The organism is Aminobacter ciceronei, from assembly GCF_014138625.1.
In the GTDB taxonomy this organism is placed as follows: Bacteria; Pseudomonadota; Alphaproteobacteria; order Rhizobiales; family Rhizobiaceae; genus Aminobacter; species Aminobacter ciceronei.
Genome location: NZ_JACJHY010000037.1, coordinates 1 through 15,878, shown reverse-complemented (window position 1 = coordinate 15,878; position 15,878 = coordinate 1). Strand labels below are relative to the sequence as shown.

Below are 15,878 nucleotides of genomic sequence, written 5' to 3'. Positions count from 1 at the left end.
AGTTCCTAGCTGATCCTGAGTTCGGCAACGGCCACACTGACCTGCCTGACGAAGCCACACCACGCGGCAGGCGCAGCTACGACTTTGTCTTTCCTCGCTTTGCAGGCTTTTTCTCGGCAGGCTTGCGGCCAAGACCGAGGCTCTTGGCCATCTGCGATCGATGGGCCGAATAGCTGGGCGCGACCATTGGATAGTCACTGGGCAGCCCCCACTTGGCTCGATACTCATCTGGCGTAAGGCCACGAATCGAAAGATGCCGCCTGAGCGTTCTGTAATGCTTGCCATCCTCGAGGCTGATCAAATATTCAGGGGTTATCGTTTTCTTGATCGGCATCCTCGGCTTCAACGCTTCTTCCACCGGCGCTGCCGGTCCGCCAAGATTGCTGATGCTGGAATGGATTTGGGCAATCAAGCCAGGCAGTTCTCCGGCCGGGACGGGGTTGTTCGAAACATAGGCCGCAACGATATCGGCAGTGAGCTCAATCAGCTGATTATTGGGCTTTAGCAATACTTCAGTCATCACATCATCTCCGGCGGCTAAACAGCGATGTCATTTAGGTAGCGGACTTTTGGCAGCAACGAAACACAAATGTCCCAAAACAACCGGCGAGGAACTATGACCAGTTCTTGCAGGGTAGGGGGCAACCAGAGCGCGGCCAGGCGGCCGATCTGACAAGGCCGCGCGGCTCACAAACGGCTGGCCGAGGTTGGGCGTTCCTGGATGGCAGCCAATGAATGGACGGCGGTGCGGCCGGATACGCCTGCTTCACAACGGACTCATAAAAAGCAGCGCATAAAGCAAAGACCCCCGGACCGTCCGGGACGAGGTCGGAGCAAATTCGCGTCCATTCGCTCGGTTAACAAGGTGACCTAAGGAGGTTCAGCATAGCGCCGCGCAGCGGGAACCGGGGTGATCACCTCCGAAGAATGGTCCACATATGTTGGCTTGGTCAAAGCAACTGCGCCTGCCTTGTGAGCCATTAGATAACCTTGAGCATGTAGTCCAGCGATGTATCGCCACCCTTGGCGATTTAATTTTCCCGAACAGCTGTGGCTCTGTTTGGCGTAGCCTTTCGACGCCTGCCTGTTGTCTTGACGACAGCCATCTAATATTCTCTATTTTTAATCTATTTTAAACCGGAGGGATGGGTGCCTATGAAACGTGCTGGGACTGTTTCAGCCGCGACGCCGACCATTGCATTGGTCGCCCGGTCGCCCATACGAATGAGATGTCTCGACGTCATCGGGAGACCGTTCCGAACGCGGCGCCGATCCCGGCCGTTAAAACCATCGCCAGCGCGCCCCAGAACGTGACGCGCAACGTGGCTCTGGCGAGGTTGGCTCCGCCGGTGCGCGCGCCGAGGGCCCCGAGCAGGGCGAGAAACAGCAGCGACGCGGCCGACACGCCCGCGATCAGCGCCGACGACGGCAGCAGGCACACCATCGCAAGCGGCAATGCCGCACCTCCAGCGAAGGTGGCCGCCGAGGTCAAGGCTGCCTGGATCGGTCTTGCGGTCGTAACTTCCGAAAGGCCGAGCTCGTCGCGCGCGTGGGCACCAAGCGGGTCCTTCGCCAGCAGTTGCTCGGCCACCCGACGCGCAAGATCGGGCGTGAGCCCGCGATCGACGTAGATTTGCTCCAGCTCGAGACGCTCCAATTCGGGCTGCGCTGCCAGCTCGGCCCGCTCGCGGGCGAGATCGGCCTGTTCCGTGTCCGATTGCGAACTGACAGATACGTATTCCCCCGCTGCCATCGACATCGCGCCCGCTACGAGACCTGCGACGCCGGCGACCAGTACCTCGGAAAACGAGGCGGACGCGGCAGCAACGCCGATGATAAGGCTGGCAGTCGAGACGATGCCATCATTCGCGCCGAGCACTGCTGCCCGGAGCCAGCCGATGCGCTGGACGAGGTGGGATTCCCGGTGGAGACGCGACATGAGCTATCCGGAAGTCTCTGTCATCGATGCCGATCAGGCATCCGGTCGAGGTTCAGCCGATGGGGGCTCAGCGAGTGGTTCCCGCGTCCCGGGTCGATCGCTGACGAGGGTCGCCCCGCGCTGAAGGAGTGCCCCGAGACCGAGGAAGATTACCACTAGGTTTGCTAGCCATCCCAGGAAGGGAATGAAATTGAGCAGCGCAAACAGGATGAGCCCGACGGTCAGCACCACGAGTTGGCCGGTCAGGCCGGCGGGTGTCGAGGAGAACGCGGTGCTGACCCGCCAGGCGACCGCGTAGACGCCAATGAGGTAGCCTGCAATCCAGACGACGACGATCAGAAGGATGACGATCGGTATCAGCGGGATGCCGATAAGGGTGAGAGCACTCACGGGAACGAGGCCGACAAGCATCGACAGCCCCAGTCCGCCGAGCAGGATCGAACGAAACGAGTGTTCGACCGCTTGCGCCCTTAGCTGTTGGGTCGTGATTGGCGCGAATGCGTGCGCCACAGCGGCAACGAAGACGAGGAACGCGATCGTCACTACGAAGAAGGAGAGTATCCCGAAGACGGACGGCCAGAAGCTCCGAAACGGTCGCTCCAAATGGTTGCGGATGCCGTCAAACATTTGGCCCGGCTCAACCTTCTGGAAGCGGATGCGTTCCGCCGGCGCGACGGTCGAGGGAATGTCGATGGGTTCGCGCGCGAGATAGGTCAGCGTCCCGCCGATCCGGGCATCGGGGCCGAAGGTGATATGCCCGGCTGTCAGTTCCGCGTCGCCGGCGACAGTCCCGTTCAGTTTCAGCGAGCCGGCCTTTGCCATGAGGGCGCCCGCGATGGGAGCATCCAAAGTGGCGGCGCCAGCGAAAATCCTCGCATTGCCGGCCACAGATGCACCCTCCTTGAGGCTGAAATCGCCCGCCGTAACATTGAGGTCGGACCCCACCGGTCCGTCGACGTGGACGGAGAAACCCGCAGCATAGAGATCGGCGCCGATCTGGCTTTCGATCTCGACGTCGAATCCCGTGGCGTGCAGGTCTCCTTCGACCCTCCCGCCCAGCTCTGCCGAAAAGGCTGCGGCAAAGAGGTCACGCGGGCTTGCCGTGGAAAGATCGAGGGAGGACCCCGAAGCAAAAGTATCTCCGCCCAGGTTGACGACACCGTCCTGCGCCAGTGCGGGAGCCAAGGTGAGGCCGGACAGCAAGATCGACATCAACAGCATCAAGCGCGGGGCACAAGGTCTCACGGCCATCCTCGTCAGCGGGATTGAGACAACAGCATTCCACTGCGGAATTCAACGCGCCTTGATGCGCGTCAATGACCCAGACCTCCTCGGCGATCAATGCTCGTCCATAGCGTCTCGGCTTGGACGAAACCTCCTACTGCAGCTGATGCGTGATGCTGTTCATCGTCATCCCGTAGTCCGGAGAATATGAAAGAGACATGCCAGGCCGCGTCTGGACCGTACTTCCATTGGCTTTGAAAGGAGCGCGCCATGAACATCGAGAAAGCCATGCACAAGGGTGCGAAGTGGGTCTCGCCCGACACCCCGGTTAGCGAAGTCGCCGCACTCATGAGGAAGGACGACATCGGCTCGGTCCCGGTGGGAGATGGTGACCGCCTCGTCGGCATGATCACCGACCGGGATCTTGTCCTGCGTGCGCTGCCTGATGGAGCTGATCCAAAGGCGTTGAAGGCGCGTGACGTAATGACGAGGGGTATCGTCTACTGCCGCACGGACCAGAGCATCGAGGATGCCATCCACCTTATGGAGGACAGGAAGATCCGACGGTTGCCGGTGATCAACGACAAGAAGCGGCTGGTGGGCATGCTGTCGCTGGGCGACGTGTCGCATCATGCAAGCCGGAAGCTCTCGGGCGAGCTGATGCACGCCGTCGCGTCGCCGCATGAACGAGCCGGCGCTCAAGCAAAGCTTTGACGGCGGTCAGTACCCTGACTTTACGGTGCGATTGAATGCGACGCCACGAGCTCGGCTCGAACCATCACGTGGAGAAGGAACTATGACCGACAGTTCATTGAGACAGGACATCATCGACGAACTCGACTTCGAGCCGAGCATGGAGGCGGCGAACATCGGCGTCGTTGTCGAAAAAAGTATTGTCACACTCACGGGCCATGTGCCGACCTATTCGCAGAAGATGACCGTCGAGGATGTCGTGCGAAGGGTGAAGGGCGTTAAGGGCATAGCCGAGGAAATCGAGGTACGCCCGGTCGGCAGCAATCGTACCGCCGACGACGAGATCGCCAAGCGCGCGGTCAATACGCTGAACTGGAACACATCCATTCCCACCGGCACGGTTCAGGTGAAGGTGCAGATGGGCTGGGTGACGCTGACTGGCAAGGTCGAATGGTTCTACCAGAGGAACGCCGCCGCGAACGCCGTCCGTGATCTGGCCGGCGTGGTCGGTGTCACAAACCAGATCGAGATCAGACAGCACGCATCCGCCACCGACGTGAAGAAGCGGATCGAAGACGCGTTGAAACGCAACGCGGAGGTAGAGGCGCAGGCAATCCGGGTCGACGTGCTCGACGGGGGCAAGGTGAGGCTGCAAGGAAAGGTTCACGCCTGGTCGGAACGCAGCGCTGCCGAGCGCGCGGCGTGGTCGGCTCCGGGCGTCACCACCGTCGAGGATCGGATCGCGATCGGCTGACGCATCGGAGGAAATGAACTTCAGCAATGAGGACGGATCGTCCGCCCATCCCCGACGTTCTTTGGCGATGGCAGCGAGGATCGCGTCTGCTTAAGAGGCAACTCGACTTCTCGCTGGCGCAGAAGCCTCCGATGATAAAGAATACCCCATCGTCGGCTCATTCATTGGCCTCCGGCGCTTGGGAGACCGATCGCGCTCTTGCCTCAGCAGGGAGCGCTTCATGTCGCGGTCTTTACATTCTTCGCCTCAGGACGATGGCAGCTGGGAGCTGGCGTCCACCGCGCCGTTCGATCGCGATCTGGAGCTTGCGGTCATCGACGACGACGGAATCCACGCCCTGGTGTTCCCGTGCCGCCGAGTTCTTGGGGGGGGATGAATGCACTGACCAAAGAAGTAATGATGCGGCTTATGCCTTCCCACTGGCGGGAATGGCGCGCGAACTAGCGCTTGCTGCGTTCCCGACCACGGCGTCGGGAACTGAACTGCTCGTCGAGCAGCATACGTTGGAGTAGGTCGTGGACGTCCTGACGCTCCAGAGCCGAAAGCTCGTATGCCGCTCCGATCGCGCCCTCGATCGAACCGTCGGGTCTTGTGATGGGCACGGCGGCAATGCACAGTGCCGTTTCCTGGCCATCGTCGCCAACATGGAATGCCGTGAGGCCGGGATTTGTGGACTTGCCGAGCAACGCCTGTGCCCCGGGCCACTGCGTCGGATCAAGGACGCCGCCATCTGGGCCGAACAGCCGCCATCGCCAATGAAACCGCGCATTGCGGTGTTGGCCAGCACAATTTTCCCGGAGCCATCGATCAGGGACATGGCGCAAGGCATCTGGTCGAAAATGGCAGCCAGCTCGGCCCACCGCAGGTTCAGAGTAAGATGGTCCCGGCCATCCAGGAAACGGGATGCCCAAGAGGCCAATAGATCGAGCAGATCGGAGAGGATACCCTCCGCGCTCGCAGCTCTCAGCGACGACAGCTTCGCTTCTTCCTCGGCGAGCAACTGTTCGACTATGCGTCGCTGCCCATCGTCCTGATTACCATCAAGTCGCCGACGATAGTGCTCGATGTTGAGCTGCGCAATGAAGACACGCTGGTCCATCAGCCACCAGCCAATCCGCTCTCGCCGCGTGGGGGGATCCATACAATATAATTATACCGTTGATCTGGATTCGTGGCCATAGCGATCGTGAGGTCGCGCCTGACGCGCCAACCACGCGTTCGCAGTGAGACCCGTGCAATCTGCCAAGTATGGCGGTTCAGGCAACTGATTTCACGATCCGGCGATTGCCCCGCTCGCCCTTCTGCATGATGTCCTCGCTCGCTTCTGCGCCGCCAGACTGCTCGTCATCTTAACGCCCGAGCGGCGTTTCATCAGCCCGGGCAAGTCGATGAGACGACTATGCGTGGCCGCTCTCGCGGGCGTCGTACAGGTCCACGCTGCCGAAAGGATGATCACCACGCCGCTGAGGACGCCAGCTGAGATCGAAGAAGCCCAGGATCCAGGGCGACACCAAGCCACAACCTATCGCGATGTCCGCCCATTCTTGCCAGAGCGTGAACGCCGCGATAGCCATGCGCCAAGAAGAATTGCGGCGGCACCGGTTAGCAATGTGTTCCAGAAGGTGGTCGCGTCGAGGGCGCCCGGCGCTGCTTCAGGAAGAGCGTAGCTCAGCGCTCAGTTTGAAGCGACGAGCCAGGCGCCAACGACGGCGATCAGCCAGTCTTGCCAATGCTGCTCATTAATGTGCGTTCCCTGCTGAAACATGAATGTGCAGGCTAGTCTAAAGGTAGTCCGAGAGCTTTGATGGGCATGAACGCTTCACCATGCCATGCCCGCTGCCGCCATTGACGCACGTCAATGCCGAGCGCCCGCTGCCGGCGCAAAATTTATGTGCCGTTACGAAGAGACGAGCTGGAAAAGGAAGATCGTGAAGCGCCGAAAGGCGTAACGGGATTACACCGAGACCTGCTATTCGATGACGCGTGATGGACGGAGCCGCGGAGCCTTGCCGCATGGGACTGGAGAGATTCGGGACCACAGGTGTCCGCGGCTCACGTCAGTTAAGTTAGCGTTTCGCCGGACCGCGGCGCCCAGCCACGCGCTAGGCAATCCATAGCCAAAGTGACGCGATAGCAGGCTGTGGCAATCCTGGTGACGTTCATTTGCGGATAGTTTCGGAGGCAAACAAGACCAGAATAGAGTGCATGGCAGGGGTCGTGGCGGCTCGTCCGCAACGTCCGCTATTCCGGGAATGCAAAGTTCGCCTGAACGTCCGAATTCAAGGCGCTGCATGAGGGCGCACTGCTGTCCGTGTCCCCACTATGGCGGCCTATTCCCTTGGGCGGAAAGCGGCCGCCTGTAAGGTCAATACCTGTTTCTAGGAAGTGACGTCCCGACAGCATAGCCCCATCATCCGAACCGCACCAAGTCGTTCGGAGTTGGGTCCATGCCCCTTATCGCCAACGATCTAAAGCGTACGATGCTGGCCAAGCCCGCTAGAGGTCAGGCATTTGGCCACCACGGCGAGCTCGTTCAGGGCGTATTTGAGGACGAACATGGACACTTGCATCGGGGCCTGGTCACCCTCCCAATTGATAGCCTTCGGTCCACGGCATGGTTCGCAGTCGACGAGAGCGGCGATATCGACGTCGAGCCGCGCGGCCGAGACAAGGCATTACGTGCTGCGCAGCTAGCGCTGGCTCATCTCGGTTATCCTTCCCTCGGGGGGCGTCTCAAGGTCGAGAGTGATATTCCGGTGGGGCATGGCTACGGCTCGTCCACGGCCGACGTCGTTGCCTCGATGCGGGCGGTGGCAGCCGCCCTGGGCGCGAGGTTGCTGCCTTCGACGAGTAGTCGGTTGGCGGTTGCTGCGGAAGTCGCTTCAGATGCTATCGCGTTTGAAACTGAGGCGTTGCTGTTCGCTCAGCGGGAAGGGGTGGTGCTTGAACATTTCGGCGGTTCGTTGCCGCCATTTGTCCTTGTGGGTTTCAAAGGCGAGGCTGCTGCAGGGATCGATACGCTGGAACTGGTTCCGGCAAGGTACAGCAGCGAGGAAATCCAGCTCTTCCGCGTTCTTCGAGGAATGGTTGCACGCGCCGTGCGCTACCAGGATACACGTTTGCTTGGTCAAGCGGCGACAATGAGCGCCCGTATTAGCCAGCGACACCTCCCCAAGCCATATTTCGATGTCGTCGTCGATATCGCATCTCACTATCAAGCCCTTGGGATCCAGGTGGCGCATAGCGGATCCCTTTTCGGGCTTATGCTGGATGCCCAGTCAGCCAGTCGCGAGAAAATTCATCCAATCATCGCTGCATTGGAGGGCCGAAGGTTTCATGACATCGGCATCTTCCCAATCAACGTGGAGGAGCGAACTCATGTCCTTTGACGTCGATTATTTCAGGGCGCTGGAAACACCGCGTCTTGCCCGGCTTGGCCCAAACGTCGTTGCGGCGGCGTTCCCCTTGATGAAACTGATGCCAGCTCGCTTCATCCTCGATCAGGCCGAGAAGTCGGGAGAGCTGAAGGTCGGCGCCCACATTGTCGAGACAACTTCGGGCACGTTCGGCATGGCCGTAGCCCTCCTAGCGGCAGCCCGAGGTTTTCGGCTGACGCTGGTGACCGCGGCGAGCCTGATCGATCAGACGTATCAGGAAAGGCTGGAACGATTGGGCGCGAAGGTCGTCGCACTTGCGGACAAGCGTGGCGATGGGAACCAGACTGGCAGATTGGCACACCTCAGGGCGGTCATGGAGAATGAGCCGGACGCTTTCTGGACACGCCAGTACGACAGTCCGGGCAACTGGCAATCTTATGCCCGCCTTGCCGAACTGTTCGTTCGGTCGATGGGCCAGGTTGATTGGCTTGTCGGTTGCATTGGCACCGGTGGCTCGCTTTGCGGGACCGGCACTTTCCTGCGCCAGGTTTATCCGCATCTGCAGATTGCCGCTGTCGACACACATCGCAGCGTGCTGTTCGGGCAGCCCTTGGGCAAGCGAATGCTGCGCGGGCTGGGCAATAGCGTCCTTCCAGCAAATGTCCGGCATCATCTGGTCGACGAAGTGCACTGGGTCGGTGCCTATGCCGCCTATCATTCGGCCCATTCGCTCTTTCGCAATCAGGGGATTTTCATGGGGCCGACGAGCGGGGCTGCGGCTCTCGTCGGCGAATGGATCGGCCGAACCAACCCAGGTTCAGTCGTCGCGGTCATCATGCCCGACGAAGGACATCGTCATGCCAACACGGTTTACGACGACAGATGGTTGGCCGCGCTCCCAGGTTGGCCCTGTGCCCCCGTTTGCGAACCCGAAATTCTTGTTGCGATCGAGCCGCGCGACGAATGGGAATGGACGAGGTTTGAGTGGTCGAGGAGGTTGCTGGAAGATGTTCCGCGGCCGGTAGGGATAAGCTAAATCAGGGCAACTGAAAGCGGGCAAGTCCCAGGCCGTGCTCTGCACGGCAGTTCCAGTTAGCCACTGCCATCCAGCTTCTACGCCAACAACTGGAGCTTGGTGGCAGTCTTGCTGGATGAAGCAATCGCCGAGGGCGCAGTTGAAGTCCTCCGGAAGCCGTATGTAGTGGACTGAAGAATATTGCCGGCGAGCTATCTGTTGCCATCCCCACTCAATGCACGTTCGGCAAATTCCCGCGATGAACCTTCGTAATGCATTTGGTTTGAACCTGCAGCGACTGCGTCGCAAACGCGGATTGTCTCAAGAGCAGCTGGCTCGTCTTGCCGGTTGTGCTCGGGCCTATCTCAGCGGCGCAGAAGCTGGGCGCCGCAATGCAACTCTCGACATGGTGGAGGCGCTGGCAACGGTGCTCGAGGTCGTACCTGCGGACTTGCTGAAGGATCCCACAACACCTGGACGGGAAACGAGATAGTTGTTGCGCCGATGTCATGATCCATCCTTCTGCGGAATGGAAACGGACGCGGTTCGACTGGTCCAGGAAATTGCTGGGCGACGTGGCGCCACCGCCACTCAGGTGCGCCTGAACATTTGAAATCGGAAGTCCATCAAGTCTCAGGCAGCAGCCGGTTCTGCACCGTGTCTCCCGGTTGCCCATTGCCACGCGGCCTCGACACTCTCAAATGGAGCTGGGGTGGCGGTCGGATTTGCTGAAATGTCGAGGTCCTTCAGGCCGGTGGCAGTCACAACTGCCACCACCCGATCCCCCGGCGCTATGATCTGCCGATCGCGCAAATCCTGGATTGCGACCAGAGGCGCGACCGAAGCCAGTTCTACGAAGAGACCTTCTCTGGCAGCCAACGCCTTTTGCATGCGGATGAGCTTCTCGTTGGATACGCAGACAGCATGGCCCCCGGTGTCGCGCAGTGCCTTCACCGCCTGGTATGTGCTGCGCGTCGTGCCGATCGAGAGAGCAATTGTTTCGAAGGAAGGTTCCTGCTCCTCGATACGGTCAAAGCCATTCTCGAGGGCTTTTGAAAGCGAGCCATGCACTTCGGCAGCAACCAGCCTTGGTACTCGTGCGATCGTTCCCCTCCTATGCAGGTCGTGGAAGCCTGCCGCTACTCCTGCGAGGGCGTCCCCATAGCAGACTGGAAGCACACACCAGTCAGGCAGATGACCGTCCGCCTGCTCCGCAATCTCATAGGCGATCGTTTTGTAACCTTCGATGCCAAGCGGGTGACTGCCGACGACGGGGTGCTGATAGGGGGAGGTAACAAACCAACCGAGACGATCGGCAGCCTTCTCAAGAAGTTTCCACCTGTCGCTCTTGTCGGCCATCGGGATAACGGAAGCCCCATAGGCATGAATCTGCGACAACATCGGACCAGCGGCTCCGGCAAATGTCGCGACTACACAGCCGAGCCCAGACTTGGCCGCGTAGGCTGCCAGCGATGCGCCTGCATTGCCTGATGACGCTGTCGCCAGCACCCGACCCCCTTGACCGCGCGCCATCGACACCGCGACTGTGGAAAATCGATCCTTGTGAGATCCGGTCGGATTGCGCCCCTCATCCTTGATAAAGAGCTGAGGGACGCCCAAAACTTCCCCAAGGCGCTCTGCTGGCAGCAGTGGGGTCAAACCTTCTCCCAAGGACACCACCGGACCACTCGGGCGCGGCAGAAATGATCCGTAACGCCAAAGGGAACTGCGGAGAACGCCCCCATCGGCCTGGTCGTCAACCGCATCTGCACCGCGCGTATAGATCGGCTGGAGGTTTGCCGGGGCTTGTTCAACGCACCTGGGACAGCCTCTGGAATCTATCCTGATGTCGCTTGCATGTTCGGAGCCACATCGGATGCAGCTGTATCCGGAAATAGTCGCCATGTGGTCGAAAGCTCCGTCTACGCAATATTGGTCTGTCGAACGGCATGATTGTAGAGAAGGCCTTCCGAATGCTGCTTGTGGCATCAGGCTGCTAGCGACTATCCGGACGCCTTCGGGTCCTTGTCTCGGGTCTGGTTTCCGCAGCCGATCAAACAGCATATACCGCGCGTGTCAATGAAAATGTGCACTATACTGCGTTGCATTATAGTGCACATTCGGCAAGATCACGCGATGAACCTTCGCAAGATATTCGGTCTGAATCTGCAACGGCTACGCCGGGAACGGCGGTTGTCGCAAGAGCAACTGGCTCACCTCGCCGGATGCGCCCGTGCCTACCTCAGCGGTGCTGAAGCGGGGCGCCGCAATGCGACGCTCGACATGTTGGAGGCGCTGGCCACGGTGCTGGAGGTGGAGCCTGCGGAGCTTCTGAAGGATCCGGAAACCAGGTCGGAACCGAGATAGCGCGGTCCTCAGGCGGGCATTTAGGCGAAATGCTTTCAAAGCGCTGACAAATGAAAACTACAGTTAGCAATCTGCATGCGAAACGCCGAATCCGCCTGACTAGGCTGACCGGCCCTGCCATCATCGATGCGGGCTGGTCGCATAGTCGGCGGTTTTGGAGCGCGGGTGATGAACCCCAGTATGTTCGCAATGCTTACAGGCGCGCTCGCGAGAATTGATGCCGCAGTTACGCCAGCGGACGTTTTGAAAGAACTGCTCAGCATCTTGCGGCCTTTCGGCTTTCGTCATCTGCTCATAACAGGCCTGCCTCCGCCGCAGCGTGGGCCGTGGCAGCGCGAAATCCTCTATGACGGCTGGCCAATAGAATGGCTCAAGCATTACCTTGCCAGCGAGCATTTCACCCAGGATCCGTGCGCCTCACGCAGCCGCTTGGTCGGCCAGCCCTTTGTCTGGCATGACCTGTTGCCCAAAGAGATGACCGCTGGACAACTGCGGGTCATGGGCGAGGCCGCAGAATTCGGACTGAGGAATGGCTTGTGTGTTCCTGTCCATGAGCCTCGAAGAGCTCCTTCGGTCGTGACCGCTGCGGGCGAACATATCGAGGTTTTGCCCGAAGACATTCCAATCCTTGAAACGGTGTGCGTGCATGCCTACCGAGCGCTTCGCCGGCTGCGTGACCAAGTTGAGCAATCACGTCAGATCACCCTGACCGATCGAGAGCGAGAAGTTCTGACATGGATCGCAGCCGGCAAGGCAGCTGAGGACGTAGCTTGCATTCTTGGGATTTCGCGGTTCACGGTCGAGCGACATCTGAGCAACGTCAGAGATAAGTGCGACGCGGTGAATACGATCCAGGCGGCAATGGAAGCCGTGCGGCGAGGGGAAATCTATCCCTGACAATACCAGAAAACCGGAATAGTCGGGCCTTGCCAGCCTAGGCTACGCGTCGTCATGTGCGTACCCCGTTCAAACTGCATATCGTCGATTGGTCAAACCGTCAGACGTATCAAGATCATCTCGAACGCTATTTTCGCATTCGATATGAAATCTACGTCATTGGCCGAAACTGGCAGGAAATCGACAGGCCGGTTCCATTGGAGATCGACGCGTTCGATACCAGGGACGCGATCTATCTGCTTGGAATTGCCGGCAGTGGAAACATAGTCGCTGGGTCTCGTCTGGTGCCGACGACGAAACCGCATTTGCTTTCGGATGTTTTCCCAATGCTTGCCAGAGGTGCGCCGCCGAGAGACGCCGATCTCTATGAGTGGACTAGATTTTTTGTCGTTCCATCCTTGCGAATGACGGGTGGATCGTCACAAGCAGCTGGCCTCGTATTGTGCGGGCTTCTCGAAGCATGCCTGAGGTTAGGGATAGGCAAGCTGAGTGTCGTGTGTGAGGACTTTTGGCCGGCACGACTGGAGCAGCTTGGCTGGTCGGTTACCCGCCTTGGCGAGGTCCTTGATCATCCTCACGGCAGGATCGTTGCTCTTCTGATCGATGTCGACGGAGGCGCACTGCAGTCCACTCGCGTTGCCTACGGGCTTGGGAACACGAGCGCGCTGGCCGGTGCAGGCGCATGAAGATCGCTCTCAAACTGCTCCAGATCGATGAGGTTGCTTCGGTGACGGGCATCGAACTGGATGAGCACGACGAAGATCTCGCTGGCGGCAGCATGGCAACGATCTACAAGAGGCTGAGGCGGCGGCCCGAACCAAGTTTGTGCCATCCATTCCTCGTGACGGTGGACTGCGCGACAGTGGGGTTCCTGATGCTGCGAGAGGGATCAGCGCTGCCGTACTGGGCAAACCCTGGTTCAATCAGCCTGCACAACTTCCGCATCAGCCGAAAGGCACAGGGGAGGGGCTTTGGCACCGCGGCTCTGGCGCTAGCGGCGGTTTGGATCGCTGTGCATCGTCCAGGGAGCTCCGCCTTGACGTTGAGCGTAAACGAGGAAAATTCCAGCGCGCTCCGGCTTTACCGCCGCTGCGGTTTTCAAAGTTCTGGTTGCTCTTTCGCCGGGCGGTTGGGGGCGGAAATCGTCCTATCCTGTGGCGTGTCCGAACTTCTGAAAAAGTATGTTGCTGATCCGTAGCGGGGAATTTGCCGGCACTCGCTTCTTCGAGGCCAGGCGAATGTTTGGCCATTGGCTGTTTTAAGCGGAAAGTACCCGCCCGGATTATCCGGGCGGGCTTGAGAGGGGGCGTTATTCGCCTTTACGGCGACCTGGGCGAGACCAGATGAGGCTGTATCCGTCACCGTCCTCATCGTCGAAGAGGTTGGCGAAGATGGGAGCATTGAAGCTCGGGTCATCGAGCTTGAGGCTCAGGTAGTCGCGACCCTCATTGGAGCGCTTGGTCCAGGCGGCGCCGATGTCGGCGCGGCCGACGAAGACCCGGTGGCTGGGAGCGTTGTCGCCGGTGGCGCGGGTTTCGGGGACGATACGGACGCTACGGGCCTGAACGCTGAGGGTGACGATTTCGCCGGTGAACTCGTTGTTGGCGGACTTCTTGAAGGTGCCGATGGTAGCCATGGTAGTTCTCCTTGATCCAGTCTGTCTCGAGCCCGCACCATTGCGGTCTCGATGGTGATCGACAGTCTGGAGGTGATCGACGGCGCACCCATGGGCTGAAGCGTAAGCGGAGGATGGCGCTGGCGCGACTTTGTTGCCCGCGAGGAATGGCGCGCAGCGGTAGGGGAAGAAAGTGGCGATAAGCCATTGCGCCGAAGGCGATCAGGCGAAGCCGACCCCAGGCAAAAAGCACTCATCGATGAGACCGCTTTGGTGTGCGTCAGTGTGACGGATCAAGAGGGTACCTCTGGAAGCCTCGTGCCATCCTGATCTCTCGCCGCCAACACTGCGCGCCGTGCGCATCGCCCGAAATTCTGCAAGTCTGGCCGTATCAAACCTCGTCAAACGCTTTCGCGCCACGTGCCAACATTACTAGAGTCTGCGGGAATTGTGCCTGCCGCTGCTTCATCGCTCGAAAATGGCCGATAACGCCTGGTGGGATGCGACCCCGCCTGGAGCCGTTGCTGATGGCAGGAATTCTGTGTTGCTCCTTGCGTAAACCGGTGACGATGAAGGATGTGACTTCTCATCGAGAGCGTTTTGGACTTCGTGCCGATGAACCGGTGATGCTGCTCAGCAACGTGCAGTCTGGCTCCTGGTGGGTGCTTCACATCTCAAATATTTGGAGACAATATACTTGCCGTGAATTTCACAATTTGGGGGATACACAATGGCTGCTTACGACGAAGAGCGTGCGAAGATAATCGCATCAGGGATCGAGGTAGTTCCAGATCCAGATCGCGCATTCATGTTGACCATCCGACGCAAGAAGGATGTTAGAAAAGAGCATCAAGACGCCTCTGATCAAGCCATTTTCGAACGGGCGTTCAGCGAAAAACCTGATCGCGCGTATTCGACCAAGAAGAAGATCTTGGCTGAGGGAGATTCATGGGTGAACATATTCACAGATATCCCAGGGCAGCCTGACACTTTCGTCGATGTGATCGCCAAAAAGTACTATGTGAACAATATTGGCTGGCCTGGAGACACGTTCCGCGAGACGTTTGGGGCTAAGCAGTACAAGCAGCCGTTGAGCGCGGGAACGTTCGATTTCTTTGTCTTTTCGGGTGGCGGTGTCGACTTCTTCGGCGGTGACGCCATGAAGAATTTTGTGCGCCCGTTTAACGAAGGAGACGGCTCAAAGGACGCCAAGACGTATGTGAAGGATGAGTTCGATTACTTTCTCCGAGGAGTAGCCCGCGATTATCGCACCGTTCTTCGCGAGACGATAACGTGGAGTGCGCCGAAGCGTACCAAGCTTGTCATGCATGGATACGATTACTCCATCCCAAAACCTGGGGGGCAGTATCTGGGGCGAAGGTTTGAACAGTTGGGGTTTGACACCGGCACTCGTTTGCCCCGCGAAATAGTCAAAGTCCTCGTTGACCGCTTCTACGATGCGCTACTAAGCGTCGCCAAAGGCAGTGGAGGGCGCGCGCTGGTCGTGGATTTCCGCAACACCATCGGCCGACTTTGGCATGATGAGATTCATCCAAATGATGGCGGCGCCAAGAAGCTGGCCACGCAAGCGGCTAAAAAGATGGGACTTGTCTTGTAGCCGGGAAGCCAAGACCCGGCGGCTCATGTGCCGCCGGATCTCATGACCGGGATGCCGAGCTTGCGCGCCTTGTCAGCGAGATTGTCCTGAATTCCCGTGCCGGGGAACCAGATCACGCCGATCGGCATCGGCTCGAGCATTGCGTCGTTGCGTCTAAACGGCGCGGCCTTGGCATGTTTGGTCCAGTCGGGCTTGAAGGCGATCTGCGGAACCTTGCGATGGCTTGCCCATTTGGCGGCAATGAGCTCGGCGCCTTTAGGGCTGCCGCCGTGCAATAGCACCATGTCAGGGTGTTTGGCATGGACCTGGTCAAGCTTGGCCCAGATCAAGCGGTGGTCGTTGAAGTCGACCCCGCCAGTGAAGGCAATTTTGGGTCCGG

General features: G+C 59.4%; 17 protein-coding genes. 10 read left to right on the top strand and 7 right to left on the bottom strand.

From position 1 onward, the window contains the following. Positions 1 to 76: 76 nt before the first annotated feature. The 3 genes from HNQ95_RS28030 to HNQ95_RS28020 form a co-directional block, all read right to left on the bottom strand. Positions 77 to 520, bottom strand: coding sequence for a Ros/MucR family transcriptional regulator (locus HNQ95_RS28030; protein WP_154386815.1), 444 nt, complete (start codon positions 518 to 520; stop codon positions 77 to 79). 720 nt (positions 521 to 1,240) lie between these two features. Further along, positions 1,241 to 1,939: a VIT1/CCC1 transporter family protein gene (locus HNQ95_RS28025; RefSeq protein ID WP_182575720.1), complete on the bottom strand. Its 699-nt coding sequence runs from the start codon at positions 1,937 to 1,939 to the stop codon at positions 1,241 to 1,243. Between the two features lie 33 nt (positions 1,940 to 1,972). Beyond that, a complete protein-coding gene (locus tag HNQ95_RS28020; RefSeq protein WP_182585843.1) occupies positions 1,973 to 3,160 on the bottom strand; it encodes a DUF8173 domain-containing protein in 1,188 nt (395 codons plus the stop codon). 273 nt (positions 3,161 to 3,433) lie between these two features. On the opposite strand from HNQ95_RS28020, the gene HNQ95_RS28015 reads away from it, so the two are divergent. Both HNQ95_RS28015 and HNQ95_RS28010 read left to right on the top strand, forming a co-directional pair. Next, a complete protein-coding gene (locus HNQ95_RS28015) occupies positions 3,434 to 3,877 on the top strand; it encodes a CBS domain-containing protein (protein WP_182575718.1) in 444 nt (147 codons plus the stop codon). Between the two features lie 82 nt (positions 3,878 to 3,959). Beyond that, positions 3,960 to 4,610, top strand: a complete 651-nt coding sequence (locus tag HNQ95_RS28010; RefSeq protein WP_182575717.1) for a BON domain-containing protein — start codon at positions 3,960 to 3,962, stop codon at positions 4,608 to 4,610. A gap of 406 nt (positions 4,611 to 5,016) precedes the next feature. On the opposite strand, the gene HNQ95_RS28005 is transcribed toward HNQ95_RS28010, so the two are convergent. Next, entirely contained in the window at positions 5,017 to 5,709 is a 693-nt protein-coding gene (locus tag HNQ95_RS28005; RefSeq protein ID WP_182575716.1) for a PAS domain-containing protein, read from the bottom strand. 1,348 nt (positions 5,710 to 7,057) lie between these two features. On the opposite strand from HNQ95_RS28005, the gene HNQ95_RS27995 reads away from it, so the two are divergent. The 3 genes from HNQ95_RS27995 to HNQ95_RS27985 all read left to right on the top strand — a co-directional run bounded on the left by HNQ95_RS27995 (position 7,058) and on the right by HNQ95_RS27985 (position 9,495). Beyond that, positions 7,058 to 7,999, top strand: coding sequence for a GHMP family kinase ATP-binding protein (locus HNQ95_RS27995; RefSeq protein ID WP_182575715.1), 942 nt, complete (start codon positions 7,058 to 7,060; stop codon positions 7,997 to 7,999). Next, positions 7,989 to 9,023 carry a PLP-dependent cysteine synthase family protein gene (locus tag HNQ95_RS27990; protein ID WP_182575714.1) on the top strand — a complete coding sequence of 345 codons (1,035 nt, stop codon included), beginning with the start codon at positions 7,989 to 7,991 and terminating at the stop codon, positions 9,021 to 9,023. The genes HNQ95_RS27995 and HNQ95_RS27990 overlap by 11 nt, the downstream gene beginning before the upstream one ends. A 238-nt stretch (positions 9,024 to 9,261) precedes the next feature. Continuing rightward, positions 9,262 to 9,495 (top strand): helix-turn-helix domain-containing protein, encoded by a 234-nt coding sequence (locus tag HNQ95_RS27985; protein WP_182575713.1) that lies wholly within the window; start codon positions 9,262 to 9,264, stop codon positions 9,493 to 9,495. Between the two features lie 140 nt (positions 9,496 to 9,635). Here the strand turns inward: HNQ95_RS27985 and HNQ95_RS27980 are convergent, their stop codons facing one another. Beyond that, entirely contained in the window at positions 9,636 to 10,907 is a 1,272-nt protein-coding gene (locus HNQ95_RS27980; RefSeq protein ID WP_182575712.1) for a threonine synthase, read from the bottom strand. A 231-nt stretch (positions 10,908 to 11,138) separates the two neighbouring features. On the opposite strand from HNQ95_RS27980, the gene HNQ95_RS27975 reads away from it, so the two are divergent. The 4 genes from HNQ95_RS27975 to HNQ95_RS27960 all read left to right on the top strand — a co-directional run bounded on the left by HNQ95_RS27975 (position 11,139) and on the right by HNQ95_RS27960 (position 13,464). After that, a complete protein-coding gene (locus HNQ95_RS27975) occupies positions 11,139 to 11,369 on the top strand; it encodes a helix-turn-helix domain-containing protein (protein WP_182575711.1) in 231 nt (76 codons plus the stop codon). Positions 11,370 to 11,537: 168 nt separating this feature from the next. Next, complete coding sequence (locus HNQ95_RS27970) at positions 11,538 to 12,266, top strand: helix-turn-helix transcriptional regulator (protein ID WP_182575710.1); 729 nt, start codon at positions 11,538 to 11,540, stop codon at positions 12,264 to 12,266. Between the two features lie 56 nt (positions 12,267 to 12,322). Continuing rightward, a complete protein-coding gene (locus HNQ95_RS27965; RefSeq protein WP_182575709.1) occupies positions 12,323 to 12,952 on the top strand; it encodes an acyl-homoserine-lactone synthase in 630 nt (209 codons plus the stop codon). Further along, positions 12,949 to 13,464 carry a GNAT family N-acetyltransferase gene (locus HNQ95_RS27960; RefSeq protein ID WP_182575708.1) on the top strand — a complete coding sequence of 172 codons (516 nt, stop codon included), beginning with the start codon at positions 12,949 to 12,951 and terminating at the stop codon, positions 13,462 to 13,464. Before HNQ95_RS27965 ends, HNQ95_RS27960 begins: the two co-directional genes overlap by 4 nt. Positions 13,465 to 13,575: 111 nt before the next feature. On the opposite strand, the gene HNQ95_RS27955 is transcribed toward HNQ95_RS27960, so the two are convergent. Then, on the bottom strand, positions 13,576 to 13,902 hold the full coding sequence (locus tag HNQ95_RS27955) for a DUF736 domain-containing protein (RefSeq protein ID WP_067965029.1): 327 nt from the start codon (positions 13,900 to 13,902) through the stop codon (positions 13,576 to 13,578). Positions 13,903 to 14,611: 709 nt separating this feature from the next. On the opposite strand from HNQ95_RS27955, the gene HNQ95_RS27950 reads away from it, so the two are divergent. Continuing rightward, positions 14,612 to 15,499, top strand: a complete 888-nt coding sequence (locus HNQ95_RS27950) for a hypothetical protein (protein ID WP_182575707.1) — start codon at positions 14,612 to 14,614, stop codon at positions 15,497 to 15,499. A 23-nt stretch (positions 15,500 to 15,522) separates the two neighbouring features. Here the strand turns inward: HNQ95_RS27950 and HNQ95_RS27945 are convergent. After that, positions 15,523 to 15,878: DUF2493 domain-containing protein (locus tag HNQ95_RS27945; RefSeq protein WP_182575706.1), on the bottom strand; the 356-nt coding region annotated here is incomplete at its 5' end.

Bases quoted from the DNA above. Each gene is read 5' to 3' on its own strand.
- HNQ95_RS28030 (WP_154386815.1), bottom strand. From the start codon at position 520: ATGACTGAAGTATTGCTAAAGCCCAATAATCAGCTGATTGAGCTCACT.
- HNQ95_RS28025 (WP_182575720.1), bottom strand. From the start codon at position 1,939: ATGTCGCGTCTCCACCGGGAATCCCACCTCGTCCAGCGCATCGGCTGG.
- HNQ95_RS28020 (WP_182585843.1), bottom strand. From the start codon at position 3,160: ATGCTGTTGATGTCGATCTTGCTGTCCGGCCTCACCTTGGCTCCCGCA.
- HNQ95_RS28015 (WP_182575718.1), top strand. From the start codon at position 3,434: ATGAACATCGAGAAAGCCATGCACAAGGGTGCGAAGTGGGTCTCGCCC.
- HNQ95_RS28010 (WP_182575717.1), top strand. From the start codon at position 3,960: ATGACCGACAGTTCATTGAGACAGGACATCATCGACGAACTCGACTTC.
- HNQ95_RS28005 (WP_182575716.1), bottom strand. From the start codon at position 5,709: ATGGACCAGCGTGTCTTCATTGCGCAGCTCAACATCGAGCACTATCGT.
- HNQ95_RS27995 (WP_182575715.1), top strand. From the start codon at position 7,058: ATGCCCCTTATCGCCAACGATCTAAAGCGTACGATGCTGGCCAAGCCC.
- HNQ95_RS27990 (WP_182575714.1), top strand. From the start codon at position 7,989: ATGTCCTTTGACGTCGATTATTTCAGGGCGCTGGAAACACCGCGTCTT.
- HNQ95_RS27985 (WP_182575713.1), top strand. From the start codon at position 9,262: ATGAACCTTCGTAATGCATTTGGTTTGAACCTGCAGCGACTGCGTCGC.
- HNQ95_RS27980 (WP_182575712.1), bottom strand. From the start codon at position 10,907: ATGGCGACTATTTCCGGATACAGCTGCATCCGATGTGGCTCCGAACAT.
- HNQ95_RS27975 (WP_182575711.1), top strand. From the start codon at position 11,139: ATGAACCTTCGCAAGATATTCGGTCTGAATCTGCAACGGCTACGCCGG.
- HNQ95_RS27970 (WP_182575710.1), top strand. From the start codon at position 11,538: ATGAACCCCAGTATGTTCGCAATGCTTACAGGCGCGCTCGCGAGAATT.
- HNQ95_RS27960 (WP_182575708.1), top strand. From the start codon at position 12,949: ATGAAGATCGCTCTCAAACTGCTCCAGATCGATGAGGTTGCTTCGGTG.
- HNQ95_RS27955 (WP_067965029.1), bottom strand. From the start codon at position 13,902: ATGGCTACCATCGGCACCTTCAAGAAGTCCGCCAACAACGAGTTCACC.
- HNQ95_RS27950 (WP_182575707.1), top strand. From the start codon at position 14,612: ATGGCTGCTTACGACGAAGAGCGTGCGAAGATAATCGCATCAGGGATC.